This is a genomic window from Aureimonas sp. Leaf324 (assembly GCF_001423245.1).
Classification (GTDB): domain Bacteria; phylum Pseudomonadota; class Alphaproteobacteria; order Rhizobiales; family Rhizobiaceae; genus Aureimonas.
Map to the genome: position 1 here is coordinate 1 of NZ_LMOH01000028.1, position 15142 is coordinate 15142.

Annotated in this window: 11 protein-coding genes; 4 read left to right on the top strand and 7 right to left on the bottom strand. The window is 68.7% G+C overall.

What is annotated here, in order from left to right; all coding sequences use genetic code 11:
* Together ASF65_RS18025 and ASF65_RS18030 are read left to right on the top strand one after the other, a co-directional pair.
* On the top strand, positions 1 to 984 hold a 984-nt coding region (locus ASF65_RS18025; protein WP_055892359.1), incomplete at its 5' end, for a porin.
* Between the two features lie 280 nt (positions 985 to 1264).
* Positions 1265 to 3544, top strand: coding sequence for an NADP-dependent malic enzyme (locus ASF65_RS18030; protein ID WP_055892362.1), 2280 nt, complete (start codon positions 1265 to 1267; stop codon positions 3542 to 3544).
* Positions 3545 to 3728: 184 nt separating this feature from the next.
* Here ASF65_RS18030 and yjfF read toward each other — a convergent pair whose 3' ends face one another.
* The 6 genes from yjfF to ASF65_RS18060 all read right to left on the bottom strand — a co-directional run bounded on the left by yjfF (position 3729) and on the right by ASF65_RS18060 (position 10881).
* On the bottom strand, positions 3729 to 4691 hold the full coding sequence (gene yjfF / locus ASF65_RS18035; protein ID WP_055892978.1) for a galactofuranose ABC transporter, permease protein YjfF: 963 nt from the start codon (positions 4689 to 4691) through the stop codon (positions 3729 to 3731).
* A gap of 5 nt (positions 4692 to 4696) precedes the next feature.
* The gene (locus ASF65_RS18040; RefSeq protein WP_055892364.1) at positions 4697 to 5731 is read right to left on the bottom strand and encodes an ABC transporter permease; all 1035 of its coding nucleotides are present in this window, start codon (positions 5729 to 5731) and stop codon (positions 4697 to 4699) included.
* A complete protein-coding gene (gene ytfR, locus ASF65_RS18045) occupies positions 5728 to 7242 on the bottom strand; it encodes a galactofuranose ABC transporter, ATP-binding protein YtfR (protein ID WP_055892367.1) in 1515 nt (504 codons plus the stop codon). Before ytfR ends, ASF65_RS18040 begins: the two co-directional genes overlap by 4 nt.
* 155 nt (positions 7243 to 7397) lie before the next feature.
* On the bottom strand, positions 7398 to 8366 hold the full coding sequence (gene ytfQ / locus ASF65_RS18050; protein WP_156369381.1) for a galactofuranose ABC transporter, galactofuranose-binding protein YtfQ: 969 nt from the start codon (positions 8364 to 8366) through the stop codon (positions 7398 to 7400).
* 505 nt (positions 8367 to 8871) lie between these two features.
* Positions 8872 to 10344, bottom strand: coding sequence for a mannitol dehydrogenase family protein (locus tag ASF65_RS18055; RefSeq protein ID WP_055892369.1), 1473 nt, complete (start codon positions 10342 to 10344; stop codon positions 8872 to 8874).
* Between the two features lie 96 nt (positions 10345 to 10440).
* A complete protein-coding gene (locus ASF65_RS18060) occupies positions 10441 to 10881 on the bottom strand; it encodes a MarR family transcriptional regulator (protein WP_055892373.1) in 441 nt (146 codons plus the stop codon).
* A gap of 255 nt (positions 10882 to 11136) precedes the next feature.
* Here ASF65_RS18060 and ASF65_RS18065 point away from each other — a divergent pair, with 255 nt between their 5' ends.
* Positions 11137 to 12720 (top strand): aldehyde dehydrogenase (NADP(+)), encoded by a 1584-nt coding sequence (locus ASF65_RS18065; RefSeq protein WP_055892375.1) that lies wholly within the window; start codon positions 11137 to 11139, stop codon positions 12718 to 12720.
* Between the two features lie 43 nt (positions 12721 to 12763).
* Here the strand turns inward: ASF65_RS18065 and ASF65_RS18070 are convergent, their stop codons facing one another.
* Entirely contained in the window at positions 12764 to 13675 is a 912-nt protein-coding gene (locus ASF65_RS18070; protein ID WP_055892984.1) for a LysR family transcriptional regulator, read from the bottom strand.
* A gap of 256 nt (positions 13676 to 13931) precedes the next feature.
* On the opposite strand from ASF65_RS18070, the gene ASF65_RS18075 reads away from it, so the two are divergent.
* Positions 13932 to 15140 (top strand): ABC transporter substrate-binding protein, encoded by a 1209-nt coding sequence (locus ASF65_RS18075; RefSeq protein WP_055892378.1) that lies wholly within the window; start codon positions 13932 to 13934, stop codon positions 15138 to 15140.
* The last annotated feature ends 2 nt before the right edge of the window (positions 15141 to 15142 follow it).

Genomic DNA, 15142 nt, shown 5'->3' on the forward strand with positions numbered 1-15142 from the left:
GTCCGCGCCCGTCTGAACTTCGACGCCCGCGAAGAGACCGAGCTCGGCACCCTGCGCGCCTTCGCCCGTCTCCAGGCGACCAACACCTCGGGCGCCAATAACGGCGTGGCGATGGACCAGGCCTACATCCAGCTCGGCGGCCTGCTCATGGGCTACCGTGACACGATGTGGTCGTCGAACATCGGCGGCATCGAGGACGGCCTCCTGACCGACACCGACCTCGTGGTCGGCGACTTCAACACCAACCAGGTGTCCTACACCTTCGCCCTCGGCGGCTTCTCGGCCTCGATCGGCCTCGAGGATGACGGCACCGGCGACGTGGTTCCGGACGTCCACGGCAAGCTCGTCTACTCGGGCGCGTTCGGTGGTGCCTACCTGTCGGCCGTCTACGACGAGACCTTCAACCGCGAAGATCTCCGCACCGCCTTCGGCAACAACTTCAACTTCGTGACGCTCTCGGGCAACTTCCCGACGCTCCTCGAGGACGGCAACAACGACGCCTTCGCTCTGAAGGGCGGCGTGCTCCTGAAGGACCTGGTCGCGGCCGGCTCGCAGCTGAAGATCGAAGGTCACTACGCCTTCGACCCGACGGTCTACTCGTCGATCTCGGGCCTCGCGACGGTCAATACCTTCGCCGCCAACAACCCGAACATCCTGAACCCGACCCCGGGCTCGCTGCCGATCTTCCTCGAGTGGGCCGCTGGCGCCGGTTACGCCCAGGCGTTCGGCAAGCTCGGCCTCGCGGTCTCCGGTCAGTACGGTGAGACCTTCGACACCCGCTTCTTCGCCCTCAGCCCGATCGGCACGGTCGTTCCGGTCGATCTGTCCGGCGAGTACTACTCGTTCGTCGGCAACGTCGGCTACCAGATCACGAACAACTTCGCGACGCTGGCCGAAGTCTCCTACCGGAACGTCGACTTCGGCGGCCCGATCGGCGACACCGACCAGGTCAACGGCTTCCTGCGCTTCCAGCGCAACTTCTAAGCCGATCGCGATACCGAAGGGGCTCCGGCCCCTTCGTCTCCTGCCTCCAGTTTCGAGGAGAGACCTGTCGTCCCGGGTCTCTCCTTTTTCGTTGGACGACCCGCACGGATCGCCCTGGCCGAGGTCGGTTCGCCGTCGCCCCCGGCCCCCGCGCAAAGCCTTGCGCCGCCGGGGGATTCGCTGCACTGCCGCATGCCCGACCCGTTGACGCGGCCCGGTCGACACGAAACAACGGCCCTCCGGTCGGCTCGTCGAGCCGGCCCAGCGAGCGAGGGATCCCATGGCCGAAACGACGCGACGCAGCGGCATCCGTACCACCGAGGCGGAAGCGCTCGCCTTCCATGCCGACGGTCGGCCCGGCAAGCTCGAGATCGCGCCGACGAAGCCGATGGCGACCCAGCGCGACCTCAGCCTCGCCTACTCGCCGGGTGTCGCCGTGCCCGTGAAGGCGATCGCCGAGGATCCGGCCCGCGCCTTCGACTATACGACGCGCGGCAACATGGTGGCCGTGATCTCGAACGGCACCGCGATCCTCGGCCTCGGCAATCTCGGGCCGCTCGCCTCCAAGCCGGTGATGGAGGGCAAGGCGGTCCTCTTCAAGCGCTTCGCCGACGTCGATTCCATCGACCTCGAGGTCGACACCGAAGACCCGGAGACCTTCGTCAACGCCGTGCGCTACCTCGGCCCCTCGTTCGGCGGCATCAACCTCGAGGACATCAAGGCCCCCGAGTGCTTCATCATCGAGCAGCGCCTGCGCGAGCTGATGGACATTCCCGTCTTCCACGACGACCAGCACGGCACCGCCATCATCGCCGCCGCCGGCATCATCAACGCGCTGCACCTGACGGGGCGCGAGATGAAGGACATCAAGCTGGTCTGCAACGGCGCCGGGGCGGCGGGCATCGCCTGCGTCGAGCTCGTCAAGGCGATGGGCGTGCCGCATGACAGCGTCATCCTGTGCGACACCAAGGGCGTGATCTACCAGGGCCGCACCGATGGCATGAACCAGTGGAAGTCGGCCCATGCCGCCCACACGGACGCGCGCACGCTGGAGGACGCGATGCGCGGCGCCGACGTGTTCTTCGGCGTCTCGGCCAAGGGGGCGCTGACGGCCGAGATGGTCCGCTCGATGGCGGCGAACCCGATCATCTTCGCGATGGCCAATCCCGACCCCGAGATCACGCCGGAGGAGGCGCACGCGATCCGCGACGACGCGATCGTGGCGACCGGGCGTTCGGACTACCCGAACCAGGTCAACAACGTCCTCGGCTTCCCCTACATCTTCCGCGGCGCGCTCGACGTGCGTGCGACGCAGATCAACGACGCGATGAAGATCGCGGCGGCCGAGGCTCTGGCCGCGCTCGCGCGCGAGGACGTGCCCGATGCCGTCGCCTCGGCCTACAAGGGCTCCGGCCGGCCGAAGTTCGGCCGCGACTACATCATCCCCGCGCCCTTCGACCCGCGCCTCATCACCCATATCCCGGAAGCCGTGGCCCGCGCCGCGATGGAATCGGGCGCCGCGCGCAAGGACATCGCGGACTGGACCGCCTATCGCAACCAGCTCGCCTCGCGCCGCGACCCGACCGCCGGCACCTTCCAGAACATCTTCGCCACGCTCCGCCAGCGCCCGCGCAAGGTCGTCTTCGCCGAAGGCGAGGAGGAACAGGTCATCCGCGCGGCGACGAACTACGTCACGCAAGGGCTCGGCCAGGCCGTGCTCGTCGGCCGCGAGGACCGCATTCGCGAGACGGCGCGCTTTGCCGGCGTCGAGCTGAAGGACGGGATCTCGATCAACAATGCGCGGCTTTCGGAGCGCACCAGCGCCTATTCCGAGCATCTCTACGGCCGGCTTCAGCGCCACGGCTACCTGCAGCGCGACTGCCACCGCCTGATCAACACCGACCGCAATCACTTCGCCGCCGCCATGGTGGCGCTCGGCGACGCCGACGCGATGGTGTCGGGCCTCACGCGCAACTACTCGGTCGTTCTCGACGACGTGCGCCACGTCATCGACCCGAAGCCGAACCGCGCCGTGATCGGCATCTCGATCGTCATCTCCAAGGGTCGCACGACCTTCGTCGCCGACACCGCCGTCCATGACATGCCGACCGCGCCGCAACTGGCGCGCATCGCCACCGAAGCCGCCCGCTTCGCCCGCAAGCTCGGCCACGACCCCCGCGTCGCCTTCCTCGCCCATTCGACCTTCGGCCATCCGGCCTCGGAGCGTTCCGAGCGCGTGCGCGAGGCGGTGGCGCTGCTCGCGCAGAACAGCGTCGACTTCGAGTTCGACGGCGAGATGGGCGCCGATGTCGCCCTCAGCCCCGAACTGATGGCCCTCTACCCGTTCTGCCGCCTCACGGGGCCCGCCAACGTCCTCGTCATGCCCGCCTTCCACTCGGCCTCGATCTCGACCCGCATGGTGCAGGAACTCGGCGAGGCTACGGTGCTCGGCCCCGTCCTCGTCGGCCTCGAGAAGCCGGTGCAGATCGTCAAGCTCGGCGCGACCGACATCGACATCGTCAACATGGCCGCCTTCGCGGCGTTCTCGGCGGAGGGATGAGGGCAGGGGCGCTGCCCCTGCACCCCGCCAGGGACATGATGTCCCTGGACCCTCCTCATTCGAAGGGTGTTCAAAGACAAAGGGGGCCGTTGGCCCCCTTTGTCTTTGGAAAACTCTCAAATGAAAAGAAGGGTTCGGGAATTCCTTCCCGAGCGGGGACCGGGGCGGCAGCCCCGCCATTCCCTCAGGCCGCGGCGGCCAAGCTGGTGCGCTTGGTGAGGCCGCGCTGGAGGGTGATGAAGGCGAAGAGGAGGATGCCGATGGCGATCTTGGTCCACCAGGACGAGAGGGTGCCGTCGAAGACGATGTAGGTCTGGATGAGGCCCGAGATCAGGATGCCGACGAAGGTGCCGGCGATGAAGCCGACGCCGCCGGTCAGAAGCGTGCCGCCGATGACGACCGCGGCGATCGCGTCGAGCTCGACGCCGACGGTCGCGAGCGAATAGCCGGAGGAGGTGTAGAGCGCGAAGACGACGCCCGCGACGCCGGCGAGCAGGCTCGACAGGGCGTAGATGCCGATGGTCACGCGCGCGACCGGCACGCCCATGAGTTCCGACGAGGTCGGGTCACCGCCGAGCGCGTAGACATAGGTGCCGAAGCGCGTCTTGTGGGCGATCAGCATGCCGACGGCGAAGACGGCGAGCATGACCATGGCGACGAAGGACAGGCGCCCGCCCGTCGGGATCGCCCAGTAGATGCGCTTCAGCGCGTCGAAGGCCGGGTGGTCGATCGGCACGGATTCGGTGGTGAGGAGGTAGCAGCCGCCGCGCGCGAGAAACATGCCGGCGAGCGTCACGATGAAGGGCGGCGTCTCGAGATAGTGGATCATCGCCCCCATCAGCGCCCCGAAGAGCGCCGATATGACGAGGATCGCGGCGATCATCGGGTAGGGGTGGTAGCCGTCGCGAATGGTGACGGCGAGGAAGACCCCGGTGAAGGCGATCACCGAGCCGACCGAGAGGTCGATGCCGCCCGACAGGATGACGAAGGTCATGCCCACCGCGACGATGCCGAGGAAGGCATTGTCGGTCAGGAGGTTGGCGACGACGCGCGTCGACAGCATCGCCGGGAACTGCACCGACGACAGGGCGAAGGCGACGACGAAGACGGCGATCGTGATGACGAGGGGCAGGAAGCGCGCGTTCATCAGCATCAGACCTTGCGGGGATTGGCGGCGGTCGGCGCGGCCGGGCCGGGCGCCGGGGCGCGGCGGGCCGTCAGGAGGCCGGTGACGCGCGCCATGGCCGGCGACTGGAGGACGAGGATCAGCGCGATCAGGACGGCCTTCAGGATGAGGTTCATCTCCGGCGGGAAGCCCGACAGGAGGATGCCGGTGTTCATCGCCTGGATGATGAGCGCTCCGACGAGCGCGAGCGGGATCGAGAAGCGCCCGCCCATCAGCGATGTGCCGCCGATGACGACGGCGAGGATCGCGTCGAGTTCGAGCCAGAGGCCGGCATTGTTGGCGTCGGCGCCGCGAATGTCGGCCGCCGCGATCAGGCCGGCGACGGAGGCGCAGAGGCCGGAGGTCATGTAGGCGGCGATCAGGACGGCCTTGGCGTCGATACCGGCGAGCGCCGAGGCGCGGCGGTTGATGCCGGTCGCCTCGATCAGGAGGCCGAGCGCGGTGCGCCGGACGAGAAGGATGACCAGCGCCGCCATCGCGAGCGCGATCACCACCGGCATCGGCAGGAACAGGAAGGACCCCGAGCCGATGAAGAAGAGCGTCGGGTCGTTGAAGGTGACGATGAAGCCCGAGGTGACGAGCTGCGCGATGCCGCGGCCCGCGACCATCAGGATGAGGGTCGCGATGATCGGCTGGATATCGAGGACGGCGACGAGGATGCCGTTCCAGAGGCCGCAGACGAGACCGACGCCGAGCGAGGCGAGGATGACGAGAGGGATCGGGACGCCCGCGACCGTCAGCGTCGCGGCGACCGCGCCCGAGATCGCCATGATCGCACCGACCGAGAGATCGACGCCCTTGGTGGCGATGACGAGCGTCATGCCGATGGCGAGCAGCATCACCGGCGCGCCGCGGTTGAGAACGTCGATCAGCGGCCCGTAGAGGCGCTCGTTGCGCACCGTGAGGTCGAAGAAGGAGGGAAACACCAGGGCGTTGACGCCGAGCACCAGGGCGAGGGCGAGAAGCTGGGGCAGCGCGGAGCGGAGGCGGGCGAGGGTCACGGGCGCATCTCCTCGGACGGCGTTCCGGCGATGGTGCGCATGATCGCGCCCGGCGAGACGTCCTCGCCCGTCAGGTCGCCGAGATGGCGACGGTCGCGCAGGACGCGCACGCGCGAGGCGTAGGTCGTGATCTCGTCGAGTTCGGAGGAGATGACGAGCATCGCCATGCCGTCCTCGCAGAGTTTCTCGATGAGGCGGACGATCTCGGCATGGGCGCCGACGTCGATGCCGCGCGTCGGTTCGTCGAGGATCAGGAAGCGCGGCTCGGTGGCGAGCCAGCGGGCGAGGATCGCCTTCTGCTGGTTGCCGCCGGACAGGAGGCGGATCGGCTTCTCGATGTCGGTCGTTCGGATATCGAGCGCCTTCACGAAGCGGTCGGCGATGCGCACCTGCTCGCGCATCGACAGGGGTTTCGCCCAGCCGCGCCGCGCCTGGAGGGCGAGGATGATGTTCTCGCGCACCGAAAGGTCGCCGACGATGCCCTCGACCTTGCGCTCTTCCGGGCAGTAGCCGAAGCCGGCGCGAATCGCCGCGCGCGGATTGACGAGGCGCACCGGCTTGCCGTCGACGATCGCCTCGCCCGTATCGGCGCGGTCGGCGCCGAAGACGAGGCGCGCGGTCTCGGTGCGACCCGAGCCGAGAAGGCCGGCGACGCCCACCGCCTCGCCGGGGCGGATCGCGAGGTCGAACGGCTCGACGCTGCGGCGGCGTCCGAAATTACGGAAGGCGACGCGCGGCTCGCCGGCCGCCTCCCGTGCGGGCGGGGCGTGGTGCACGGCCTCGCCAAGCTCGCGGCCGAGCATCATGGTGACGATGTCCATGCGCGAGGTCTCGGCGATCGCGCGCTCGCCGACGAGGCGGCCGTTGCGCAGCACCGTCGCGCGATCGCAGACGGCGAAGACCTGGTCGAGGAAATGGGTGACGAAGACGATCGCCATGCCCTGGTCGCGCAAACGCCGCATGGCGGAGAACAGGAGCTCGACCTCGGCCGCGTCGAGGCTCGCCGTCGGCTCGTCGAGGATCAAGACCTTGCCGGAGATGTCGACGGCACGGATGATCGCGACGAGCTGCTGCACGGCGACGGAGAGCTGCCCGAGCGTGGCGGACGGGTCGATCTCCAGCCCGTAGGCCTTCAGAAGCTCGGCGGTGCGGCGGCGCATGGCGCGGCCGTCGGTCAGGCCGAAGCGCGTCGGCTGGCGTCCGAGGAAGAGGTTCTCGGCGACCGACAGGTTGGGCAGGAGGTTGACCTCCTGGTAGACGGTGCCGATGCCGAGAGCCTGCGCCTGCCGGCTGTCGGCGGGGTGGATCTCGGTGCCGTCGAGGAGGATGCGCCCGCCGTCGCGGCGATAGACGCCGGTCAGCGTCTTGATCAGCGTCGACTTGCCCGCGCCGTTCTCACCGAGAAGCGCGTGGATCTCGCCCGCGCGCAGCGTCAGGTCGACCCCGTCGAGCGCCGTCATTCCGGCAAAGGTCTTGGTCAGGCCGCGGATGGCCAGAAGGTCGTGGGGCATGGCGTCGCTCGGGTCGGGGGAGCCGGGGGCGGTCCGTTCCGGCCGGCGCCTGGCGCGCGGCGGGTTCCCTGCCCCGAAAGGACCGCGCCGTCGGCCCGTGAGGCGACGGCGCGGCTGATCGAACTGACGGGACGGGTCCCGTCAGGCGGATCGGCTCAGTAGCCGAGGCCCTTCTTCGATTCCATCACGGCCTTCGGATCGTCGGCCTGCGTGTAGAGCTTCGATTCGGTCTGGATCCACTTCTTCGGCTCGGTGCCGTCCTTCTTGTAGGCTTCCAGCGCATCGAAGGCAGGGCCGGCCATGTTCGGCGTCAGCTCGACCGTCGCGTTCGCCTCGCCGGCCGCCATGGCGGCGAAGATGTCGGGCACGGCGTCGATCGAGACGACCATGATGTCGGAGCCGGGTTTCAGGCCCGCTTCCTTGATCGCCTGGATGGCGCCCACCGCCATGTCGTCGTTGTGGGCGTAGACGGCGCAGATGTTCTTGCCGCCGTTCTCGGCCTTGATGAAGCTCTCCATGACTTCCTTGCCCTTGGTGCGGGTGAAGTCGCCGGTCTGCGAGCGGGTGAGCTTGATGTTGTCGTGGCCCTTCAGCGCTTCCTCGAAGCCCTTCTTGCGGGCGATCGCGGGCGAGGAGCCCGTGGTGCCCTGGAGCTCGACGACGTTGCAGGGCTTGGAGCCAACCTGGCCGACGAGGTAGTCGCCGGCGACCTTGCCCTCGTGGACCTGGTCCGAGGTCACCGCGGTGAGGTAGAGCGAATCGTCGGTGGTCTCGATGTTGCGGTCGAGGAGGACGACTGGGATCTTGGCTTCCTTGGCTTCCTCGAGCACGTCGTCCCAGCCGGTGGCGACCACGGGGGCGAGAAGGATCGCGTCGACGCCCTGCGCCACGAAGGAGCGGATCGCCTTGATCTGGTTTTCCTGCTTCTGCTGGGCGTCGGCGAACTTCAGGTCGATGCCGCGCTTCTCGGCCTCCTGCTTGGTGACCGCGGTCTCGGCCGCGCGCCAGCCCGATTCGGAGCCGACCTGCGAGAAGCCGACCACCATGCCGCCCTGCGCGAAGGCGGGCGCGCCCATCACGGTCGCCAAAGCCAAGGCCGCAGCCAGCTTGCCCAACTTACCCATGTTCTTCCTCCCTAATGCCGGAGTCGAGCCGGCCGAAATCGAACCGGCCTCCCGAGCCGGCGAACGGGTCCGGCCGCGCCGGCCCCGCCCTTGCGGTCCTGTGATCCGCAATAACTCATACAAGTTCGAAACCCGGGCGTCTGTCAACTCGATTTCTCACACATGCGTGTTGACGCCTCGGCCCACCATTTCCCTGTGGATTTCGAGGGGAATGGCGAATTCAGCAATTTGATGAAACCGGGCGGAAACAAGGCCGTTGTAGGATCGAATTGCCGACTACGAGGAGAGCTTCCGGTGCGCATCGAGACCATGGTGTCCGTTTTCGTGAACCTGACCGCGCTGGCCATGCTGGCCGCGGGCACGACGCTGGCCGTCGCCATCCTCTTCCCCTGACCGCTCCGTCGGCCGATCGGGCTGGCGACCAACCGAAACGACGAAGGGCCGGACCTCGACGAGGTCCGGCCCTTCGGATTCCGTGGCTGGAGCGGGCCTTCCGGCTTGGGTGTCAGCCTGCGCGGTGGGCGAGGTATCCTTCCAGAACCGGGCGCACGCCGTCGCGCCACAGCGCCTTCAGATGGCCGGAGAAGGCCCCAGCATAGACGGGGTTCTCGGCAAGGTCGCCGAAGATGTCGCGCTGTTCCAGGAAGCGTCGGGGCTCGTCCTTGGCGGTGCGCGCGGCCGCCTGCAGCGCGTCCCAGTTCGGATCGTTCGGCTCGATTGCGGTGCCGTCCTCCAGCGTGCCGTAGCAGTAGCGGCACCACAGGGCGCCGACGAGCGCCAGGCCCGAAATGTCCTCGCCGCGGGCCAACCGCTCGCGCACCGAGGGCAGGATAAACTTCGGCTGGCGGTTGGAGCCGTCGAGGGCGAGGCGCCGCAGCGTGTCGGCGATCGCGGGATTGGCGAAGCGCGACGTCACGGTGGCGAGGTAGTCCTCGCGGCTGACGCCCTCGATGCCGGGCGCCGTCGGCAGGAGTTCGTTCTCCTCGACGTCGCGGAAGAAGCGAAGAACGAGGTCGTCGCGCATGGCGTCGTGCGCGTAGGTCAGGCCGAGGAGCGCCGCCGGATAGGCGATCGTCGCATGACCCGCGTTGAGGATGCGCAGCTTCATCAGTTCGTAGGGCGTGACGTCCTCGACGAAGGTGACGCCCACGGTCTCGAGCGCCGGCCGGCCGTTGCAGAAGTTCTCCTCGACGACCCACTGGATGAAGGGCTCGCAGAAGACCGGGCGCTTGTCCTCGATGCCGGTCTCCTCGCGCAGCGACTGGGCCTGCGCCGGGGTCGTGGCGGGCGTGATGCGGTCGACCATCGAGTTCGGGAAGGCGACGGCGGTCTCGATATGGTCGGCGAGTGCGGCGTCGGCCTTGCTGGCGAGGCCGGTGACGAGCTTGCGCGTCAGGTCGCCGTTGTGGGGCAGGTTGTCGCAGCAGAGCACGGTGAAGGGCGCGGTGCCCGCCTTCTGCCGCTCGGCGAGCGCCGCGACGATCAGGCCGAACACGGTGCGCGAGGCGGACAGGTCGGCAGCGTCGGCGGCGAGGTCGGGATGGTCGAGGTTCGGCTTGTCGCCGGAGAGGTAGTAGCCGCCCTCGGTGATCGTCAGCGTGACGATGCGGATCGCGGGATCGGTGAGGACCGCCATCGTGGCGGCGCGGTCGCCAGGCTCGACGAGGCGAACCACCGAGCCGATCACCCGCGTGCGGCGAACGCCCTCGTCGACCTCGGTCACGGTGTAGAGGCCGTCCTGCGCCGTGAGATCGGCGAAGGCCGCCTTCTCCTCCGGCCGCACGCCAAGGCCGACGACGGCGAAGTCGTGGCCCGCGCCGGTCGCGAACAGGTCGTCGAGGTAGACGCACTGGTGGGCGCGGTGGAAATTGCCGACGCCGAAATGCGCGATGCCGGGCGTCAGCGCGCCGCGGTCATAGGCCGGCACGTCGGCCGTCTTCGAGATTTCGGCCAGATTGCCGTTGCCGAGCGCCACCATCGTCGATCCTCCCTCGCGCGGCGCCGTCCTCGGCCGCCGCAGTCGGGCGATCTCATAGCGGATAAGTCGCCGCTCCGCACCAGTGGCCGCGTGGCGTCAGGTCGGATCGGCGTGGTTGAGCGCGTCGCGGATCGAGACGAGCTGGTGCCGCAGATCGGTCAGCTCGGCCATGGTCGAACCGCTCGCCGCCTTGGCCGCCTCGGGCAGCGGGCAGGCGTCGGCGCGCAGCGAGCGCCCGACCGGCGTCAGCGTCACCTCCACCACGCGCTCGTCGCGCAGCGACCGGTTGCGGCTGACGTAGCCCGCCGCCTCCAGCCGCTTCAGGAGCGGCGTCAGAGTGCTCGAATCGAGAAGCAGCCGCTCGCCGATGCTGCCGACCGTCTGCGGCTCCTCCTCCCAGAGCACCATCATCACGAGGTACTGCGGATAGGTCAGGCCGAGCCGGTCGAGCCTCGGCTTGTAGAAGCGATTGAAGGCGTGAGTCGCGGAATAGATCGCAAAGCACAGCTGCTCGTCGAGGAGAAGGTCCTTGCTCATCGGTGCTGCCGCCACTTCTTACAAAGGAATACCAACCTCACATGCCGCAATGCGGCTTCGTACGCAACACTTAGGTTGTCGCGCCTGATGCAGAGGCACCAGAGACCCCCTGTCGTTTGCATGTTCGAGTTCTCATTTGTCCGAGGAAACCGTCCCGAACGGGCCGCGCGAGGTTCCCTCCGCGGCGTCGAGGCTGTAATCGGAGCGCGAAGCGGCGGGCGCGCCGCACGGGTCGGGACACCACGGAGACCTCTCATGACCATTCAAGGCGAACAGATCATCGGCCAGGCCATCTCCAAGGGGGGGCAGGGCACGGTCTACGGCATCGAGGCGGCGACGGGCGAGAAGCTCGAGCCGGGCTTCGGCGGCGCCAGCCGGGCCGACCTCGACCGCGCCTGTGCGCTCGCGGACGCCGCGTTCGACACCTATCGCGAGGCCAGCCTCGAGGACCGGGCCCGGTTCCTCGAGACGATCGCCGACGAGATCCTCGCGCTCGGCGACGAGCTGGTCGAACGCTGCATGGCGGAGAGCGGCCTGCCGCGTCCGCGCATCGAGGGCGAGCGCGGCCGCACCATGGGCCAGCTGCGCCTCTTCGCCGGCGTCCTGCGCGACGGCGGCTATCTCGACGCGCGCATCGACCCGGCGATGCCGGACCGCCAGCCGCTGCCGCGCCCGGACCTGCGCCTTCGCAACGTGCCGGTCGGACCGGTCGCCGTGTTCGGCGCCTCGAACTTCCCGCTCGCCTTCTCGGTCGCCGGCGGCGACACGGCCTCGGCGCTCGCCGCCGGCTGCCCGGTCGTCGTCAAGGCGCACTCGGCCCATCCCGGCACGTCCGAGCTCGTCGGCCGCGCGGTGCACGCAGCGGTCGAGAAGTGCGGCATGCCGGAGGGCACGTTCTCGCTCCTGTTCGCGGCCGAGCGCGCCATCGGCGAGGGCCTCGTCGCCGACCACCGCATTAAGGCGGTCGGTTTCACCGGCTCGCGCACCGGCGGCACGGCGCTGATGAAGATCGCGGCCAACCGGCCGGAGCCGATCCCGGTCTACGCCGAAATGAGCTCGATCAACCCGGTGCTGCTCTTCCCGGGCGCGCTGAAGGACCGGGGCGCCGCGATCGGCAAGGCCTTCGTCGGCTCGCTGACGCTCGGCGCCGGCCAGTTCTGCACCAATCCCGGCCTCGTCATCGCGGTGGAGGGCGAGGGGCTCGACGCCTTCCTGAAGGCCGCCGAGGAGGCGCTCGTCGCCGCACCCGCCGCCGTCATGCTGACGCCGGGCATCTCGTCGGCCTATGCCAAGGGCGTCGCGGCGGTCGAGGGCCATGCCTCGGTGTCGGTGGTCGCCAAGGGGCAGGCCGGCGAGACGCTGCGCGGCCAGGCGGCGCTCTTCCGCGTCTCGGCCTCGGACTTCATAAAGTCGGCCGAGCTGCAGGACGAGATGTTCGGCTCGGCCTCGATCGTCGTCGTGTGCCGCGATGCCGCCGAGATGAAGTCGGTCGTGGCCGCGCTGGAAGGCCAGCTCACCGCGGCGATCCACATCACGGAAGCCGATCACGAGGCGGCACGCGCCGTCCTGCCGCTCCTGGAGCGCAAGGCCGGCCGCATCCTCGTCAACGGCTTCGGCACGGGCGTCGAGGTGGCGCATGCCATGGTCCACGGCGGTCCCTATCCGTCCACGGCCGACGGCCGCTCGACCTCGGTCGGCTCCAAGGCGATCGACCGCTTCCTGCGCCCGGTCTGCTACCAGGACCTGCCGGACGGCTTGCTGCCCGACGCCCTGAAGGACGCCAACCCGCTCGGCCTCTGGCGCCGGATGGACGGCAAGATGACCGCGCCAAAGGCCTGAACGGTCCGACGCTTCTGGAAAGGCCGCCTCCGGGCGGCCTTTTTCATGAGAGGAGCGGCGCGCCCGCGAAGGTGTCCGCCGCCGACTGCGCGGCGTCGCGGATGAAGTCCGACAGGAGCCGGATGCGCGGCGCGGCGACGAGATCGTCGTGGCAGATGAGCCAGTAGGCCCGCTCGATATGCACCTCGCGCGGCAGGACCGGCACGAGGTCGGGGTAGCGGCTGGCGATGAAGAAGGGCAGGACCCCGAGGCCGAAGCCGGCGCGCGTCGCGGCGAGCTGCGCCTGGATGCTGGAGCTCTGGTAGCTTGCCCGTGTGCCCGGCAGGACCTCGCGGAGGTAGTCGAGCCCTGGCGCGAAGATCATGTCCTCGATGTAGCCGATCACCGGATGGGCGGCGAGGTGCGCTGCGCTCCGGATCGGGCCGTGCGCGTCGAGATAGCCGCGCGAGGCATAGACGAAGAGCCGGTAGGACAGGATGCGCTCGCGCCGGTACGGCCCGCTCGACGGCGAATGCAGCGCCACCGACAGGTCGGCCTCGCGGCGCGACAGCGACATGATCTGCTGGATCGGCACGAGCTCGATGAGGAGCGCGGGATGGCTGCGGGCAAGCCCGGGCAGGTGGTCGGCGAGGAAGAAGTTGCCGAACCCTTCCGGCGTCGCGAGCCGCACCGTGCCGCGCGGTGTCGCGGGACCCTCGGTCGCCGCCTCCGCAAAGACCGCCGCATCGCGCTCCATCGCGTCCGCCCGTTCCACCAGCCGTTCGCCGAGCGCGGTCAGTCGGTAGCCGCGCGGCGAGCGCTCGAAGAGGCGCACGCCGAGGTCGCCCTCCAACCGATCGAGCCGGCGTGACACGGTGACGTGATTGGTGCGCAGCTCGCGCGCGGCCGCCGACAGCTGGCCGGTCCGGGCGACGGCAAGAAAGAAGGGCAGGTCGTCCCAGGAAAAGTCGCTCATGATCGTCTCCGTCTGTACGTTTTTGTACAGGTCATTTTCGGAAATGAACATTCATCTGCCGGCGAGGCGATGCTAGCGTTCCCGCATCGGCAGCATCGCGGGGCGGGAGGCCCCGGGTGCTGCAGGCGAATGGTCCGAACCGGCGCGATCGAAGGACGCGGGACGGACGGGGGAGGTTGCTTTGGGAAGGGAGGGGAAAACCCCCTTGCGCAAGGCACCTCTTCCCGACGTTCGTCGCAACCTGGGAGGACACCTGATGACCCGACTCGCCGCGCTTTCGACGCTTCTTCTCGCCGCCACGGTCCTGCCGGCCGCCGCCCAGGTTTCGGACGGCAAGGTGAAGATCGGCATCCTCAACGACCAGTCCGGCGTCTATGCCGACTTCGGTGGCCGCTGGAGCTTCGAGGCAGCGAAGATGGCGGTGGAGGACTTTGGGGGCAAGGTCCTCGACGCGCCGATCGAGGTCGTCACCGCCGACCACCAGAACAAGCCCGACGTCGCCTCCAACATCGCCCGCCAGTGGTACGACACCGAGCAGGTCGATTCGATCATGGAGCTGACGACCTCCTCGGTCGCGCTCGCCGTGCAGGGCCTGTCGAAGGAGAAGAAGAAGGTCACGATCACGACGGGCGCCGCGACCGTCGAGCTCACCGGCAAGCAGTGCAGCCCCTACGGCTTCCACTGGGCCTACGACACGCATGCGCTCGCGGTCGGCACCGGCGGCGCGCTGGTGAAGCAGGGCGGCGATACGTGGTTCTTCCTCACCGCCGACTACGCCTTCGGCTATTCGCTGGAGGAGCAGACCTCGAATTTCGTGAAGGCCAACGGCGGCCAGGTGCTGGGCTCCGTGCGCCATCCGCTCTCCACCACCGACTATTCCTCGTTCCTGCTGCAGGCGCAGTCGTCGGGCGCCAAGGTCATCGGCATGGCGAATGCCGGCCTCGATACCGCCAACGCGGTGAAGCAGGCGGCCGAGTTCGGCATCGTGCAGGGCGGCCAGCGGCTGGCCGCGCTTCTCTTCACGCTCGCCGAGGTCCACGGCCTCGGCCTCGAGGCGGCGCAGGGCTTGTCGCTGACCGAGGGCTTCTATTGGGACCGCGACGACGAATCGCGCGCCTTCTCCCAGAAGTTCTTCGATCGTACCCAGCGCATGCCGAACATGATCCAGGCCGGCACCTATTCGGCCGTGACGCAGTACCTGAAGGCGATCCAGAAGGCCGGCACCGACGAGACCGAGGCCGTCTCCAAGGCGCTGCACGAGATGCCCGTCGAGGACGTCTTCGCGCGCGGCGGCAAGGTCGGCGCCAACGGCCGCATGATCTACGACATGTACTTGATGGAGGTGAAGACGCCGGCCGAGAGCACCAAGCCCTGGGACTACTACAAGGTGCTCGCCACCGTGCCGGGCTCGGAGGCCTATATCGATCCGGCCAAGAGCGGCTGCCCGCTGGTCGCGGCGCAGTAGGC

Bases quoted from the DNA above. Each gene is read 5' to 3' on its own strand.
- ASF65_RS18030 (WP_055892362.1), top strand. From the start codon at position 1,265: ATGGCCGAAACGACGCGACGCAGCGGCATCCGTACCACCGAGGCGGAA.
- yjfF (WP_055892978.1), bottom strand. From the start codon at position 4,691: ATGAACGCGCGCTTCCTGCCCCTCGTCATCACGATCGCCGTCTTCGTC.
- ytfR (WP_055892367.1), bottom strand. From the start codon at position 7,242: ATGCCCCACGACCTTCTGGCCATCCGCGGCCTGACCAAGACCTTTGCC.
- ytfQ (WP_156369381.1), bottom strand. From the start codon at position 8,366: ATGGGTAAGTTGGGCAAGCTGGCTGCGGCCTTGGCTTTGGCGACCGTG.
- ASF65_RS18055 (WP_055892369.1), bottom strand. From the start codon at position 10,344: ATGGTGGCGCTCGGCAACGGCAATCTGGCCGAAATCTCGAAGACGGCC.
- ASF65_RS18060 (WP_055892373.1), bottom strand. From the start codon at position 10,881: ATGAGCAAGGACCTTCTCCTCGACGAGCAGCTGTGCTTTGCGATCTAT.
- ASF65_RS18065 (WP_055892375.1), top strand. From the start codon at position 11,137: ATGACCATTCAAGGCGAACAGATCATCGGCCAGGCCATCTCCAAGGGG.
- ASF65_RS18070 (WP_055892984.1), bottom strand. From the start codon at position 13,675: ATGAGCGACTTTTCCTGGGACGACCTGCCCTTCTTTCTTGCCGTCGCC.
- ASF65_RS18075 (WP_055892378.1), top strand. From the start codon at position 13,932: ATGACCCGACTCGCCGCGCTTTCGACGCTTCTTCTCGCCGCCACGGTC.